This is a genomic window from Variovorax sp. 01N425, assembly GCF_056399465.1.
The window spans coordinates 1-2,879 of sequence record NZ_JBFTRJ010000044.1 but is presented as its reverse complement, the minus strand read 5'-3'; the positions used below and the strand labels follow the sequence as shown (position 1 = coordinate 2,879).

Below are 2,879 nucleotides of genomic sequence, written 5' to 3'. Positions count from 1 at the left end.
CTTCCATCGAGGCCGCCGTCTGCTCGAGCGAACTGGCCTGCTCCTCGGTGCGCGAAGACAGGTCCTGGTTGCCCGCCGCAATCTGTCCCGAAGCCGTCGCGATCGCATCGGTGCCGTGGCGCACTTCGCCCACCACCTTGGCCAGGCTGTCGCGCATGGCCTGGACCGCATGCAGCAGGCTCGCCTGGTCGCCGTGCTTCAGGTCGATGCGGACCGCCAGGTCGCCCTCGGCGATGCGGTGCGCGATGCCGGCCGTGACCATCGGTTCGCCGCCGAGCTGTTTCAGCAGGCCGCGCGAGATCGCCCAGCCGAGCGCGAAGAGTGCCGCGGCCAGCACCAGCGCACTGATCGACAGGCCGATGACCCGGCTCATGATGGTGGCCTGCACCGTGTCCACGTAGACGCCCGAGCCGATGATCCAGCCCCAGGGCTCGAAGCCCTTCACGTAGGAGACCTTGGGCACCGGCTTGTCGCTGCCCGGCTTGGCCCAAAGATAGGGAACGAAGCCCGCACCATCGGCCTTGACGGTGTCGACGAAGGCGACGAACAGCCGCTTGCCGGTGGCATCCTTGTTGGACGAGAGGTCCTTGTTCTCGAGCGCCGGGCTGATCGGGTGCATCAGCATGCGCGGCTGCATGTCGTTGATCCAGAAATACTCGCTGCCGCTGTAGCGCAGGCCGCGGATCGCCTGCATCGCCTGCTCCTTGGCCTGCGGCTCGGTCAGCGTGCCCTTGGCGGCGAGCGCGTGGTAGTGGACCAGCAGGCCATGCGCGCTTTCCACCACCTGGCGCACGCTGGCCTGCCGCTCTTCCAGGATGAGCTTGCGCTCCGAAACCAGGAAAAGGGCCGTCAGCGCCGCCACGCCCAGGATGGCGCTGGCCGTGAGCAGCCCGAGCTTCTGCCCGATGCTGAGGGCGCGCGGATTCAAGCGGTTGAACATGGTCTCTTCCTTGGGTGGATGTCTTTTGTGCGGTGCTCTGTCCACAGGGTTATCGGCATCCGCGCGCAAGACTTGAGGCCTTCAGCTCAAAATTCCGTCCAATCGCCATTTGCCGCGCTGGCGGCAACAGCCAGTTGCGGGGCCGCGGTGGCCTCGCTCTTCCTGGCCGGGGCCGGCCGCAGGGCCTTCGGCGCGGCGAATGCGAGCCCGGAACGAGCGGCCGGTGTTCCATCCAGCCTGAACACGCTGACGGCCCCGACCAGGCTCGCGGCCTGCTCCTGCATCGACTGCGCCGCAGCGGCGGCTTCTTCGACCAGCGCGGCGTTCTGCTGCGTCACCTGGTCCATCTGGGCAATGGCCTGGTTCACCTGCTCGATGCCGGTGCTCTGCTCCTGGCTCGCGGCCGTGATCTCCCCGATGATGTCGGTCACGCGCTTGACGCTGCCCACGATCTCGGCCATGGTCTTGCCGGCTTCGCCGACGAGGGCGCTGCCCATGTCGACCTTGCCGACGGAGTCGTCGATCAGGCCCTTGATTTCCTTGGCGGCTGCGCCCGAGCGCTGGGCCAGGTTGCGGACTTCGGAGGCGACCACTGCGAAGCCGCGGCCCTGCTCGCCGGCACGTGCCGCCTCCACCGCGGCATTGAGCGCAAGGATATTGGTCTGGAACGCAATGCCATCGATCACGCCGATGATGTCGACGATCTTCTTCGAGGACGCATTGATCGAGGCCATGGTGTCGACCACCTGCCCCACCACGTTGCCGCCCTTCACTGCCACTTCGGAGGCCGAGAGCGCGAGCTGATTCGCCTGCCGTGCGTTGTCCGCGTTCTGCTTCACCGTGGAGGTCAGCTCTTCCATCGATGCCGCAGTCTGCTCCAGCGAACTGGCCTGCTCCTCGGTGCGCGACGAAAGGTCCTGGTTGCCCGCCGCGATCTCGCCCGAAGCCGTGGCGATCGCATCGGTGCCCTGGCGCACGCCGCTCACCACGGTGGCCAGGCTCGCATTCATGTTCTTCAATGCCTGCATCAGCTGGCCCGTCTCGTCGCGCGACGACGATTCGATGCGGCTGGTCAGGTCGCCGTCCGCCACCGTCTGCGCCACGCGCACGGCTTCGTTCAGCGGCCGCGTGATGCTGCGCGTCAGGAGCCATGCCAGCACGCCGCCGAGCAGCAGCGCAGCCATGGCCAGCACGATCACGTTCATGCGGCCCGCGCGGTTCAGGCTGTCCACGGCATCGGCGGCCTTGTCGATGCGCTCGGCCTGGTGCGTCAGCATGCCGCGGATGCTCGCGTCGTAGACCTCGAGCATCGGCACCAGCTTGCCGTTGGTGATCGCTGCCGCCTCCTCCTGCTTGCCTTCGGCCTTGAGTTTGAGGATGGTGTTGCGCAGGCCCACGTACTGGCTGCGCTTTTCCTTGATGTCGGCGCTGATCGCCTGCTCCTCGGGCGAATCCAGCATGGCTTCGAGCTTGGCCTGCGTCTCGGAGATGCCGGCGCTGGTCTTGCTCATCTGCTTTTGCAGGTAGTCCTGCACTTCCGCATCGTTGCTCTTGACCAGCGCGAAGGTGCGCACGCTGTTGCTGCTGGTGTTGAGCAGCCAGTTCGCGGCCAGGCGCTCCTTCACGAGCGAGCGCTGCACCATCTCCTGCACCGCGTCGCCCACGCCCTGCAGGCGGAACACGCCAATGCCCGCGATGCAGGCCATGAGCGCCAGCACCAGCGCAAAACCGATGCCCAGGCGCGTGCCGATCTTGAGGTTCTTCATGTCGATTGCTCCGTGCGCGCCCGCCTCAGGCGGCGATCTTCTCGACCAGGCCCATCTCGTCGCTGGACATCAGCCGGTCGATGTCCACCAGGATCAGCATCCGCTCGTCCAGCGTGCCCAGGCCGATCAGGTAGTCGGTGTCCAGCACCGAGCCCATCTCCGGCGCCGGCTTG

The 2,879-nt window shown here is 66.8% G+C and carries 2 protein-coding genes and 1 pseudogene; all 3 read right to left on the bottom strand.

All coding sequences use genetic code 11. The features are described from left to right. The coding region (locus AC1DSC_RS32550) for a cache domain-containing protein (protein WP_478132083.1) at positions 1 to 940 on the bottom strand (940 nt) is incomplete at its 3' end. An 86-nt stretch (positions 941 to 1,026) separates the two neighbouring features. After that, positions 1,027 to 2,706, bottom strand: a complete 1,680-nt coding sequence (locus tag AC1DSC_RS32545) for a methyl-accepting chemotaxis protein (protein WP_369663440.1) — start codon at positions 2,704 to 2,706, stop codon at positions 1,027 to 1,029. Positions 2,707 to 2,731: 25 nt separating this feature from the next. Next, a pseudogene (locus tag AC1DSC_RS32540) lies at positions 2,732 to 2,879 on the bottom strand (chemotaxis protein CheW); the annotation flags it as partial.

What these genes read in the sequence shown, in the direction of transcription:
- AC1DSC_RS32545 (WP_369663440.1), bottom strand. Translation starts at nt 2,706, where the DNA reads ATGAAGAACCTCAAGATCGGCACGCGCCTGGGCATCGGTTTTGCGCTG.